At 63.1% G+C, this 320-nt stretch carries 1 protein-coding gene; it reads right to left on the bottom strand.

Annotated features, from left to right (window positions below; translation table 11 throughout):
* Positions 1-33: 33 nt before the first annotated feature.
* On the bottom strand, positions 34-320 hold a 287-nt coding region (locus V5F66_RS22270), incomplete at its 5' end, for an integrase core domain-containing protein (RefSeq protein WP_394094741.1).

Genomic DNA, 320 nt, shown 5'->3' with positions numbered 1-320 from the left:
TGGCCTGCCCCTCTTGAGTGGTCCGGCTTGATTCTAATGCATTGTGGGCCTGTTGGCCGGATTTGATGTTGGCGGCACCTGCGGCACGATAACGGCCGGTGCCGGAGGCTTGTAGCCGAGCGCGGAGTGTGGTCGCTCGGTGTTATAGTGCTGGCGCCACTCCTCGATGACAATCCTCGCCTCGGCCAGGCTGTAGAAGATCTCACCGTCGAGCAGTTCATCCCGGAGCTTGGAGTTGAAGCTCTCGCAATAGCCGTTCTCCCACGGCGAGCCGGGCGCGATGAAGGCCGTCCTGGCCCCGACGGCCGTGATCCAGTCCC

Origin of the sequence: Xanthobacter versatilis (assembly GCF_043193975.1) — a bacterium.
GTDB classification, from domain to species: domain Bacteria; phylum Pseudomonadota; class Alphaproteobacteria; order Rhizobiales; family Xanthobacteraceae; genus Xanthobacter; species Xanthobacter autotrophicus_E.
The sequence above is the reverse complement of the archived record's forward strand: the minus strand, read 5'-3'. Positions and strand labels throughout refer to the sequence as shown.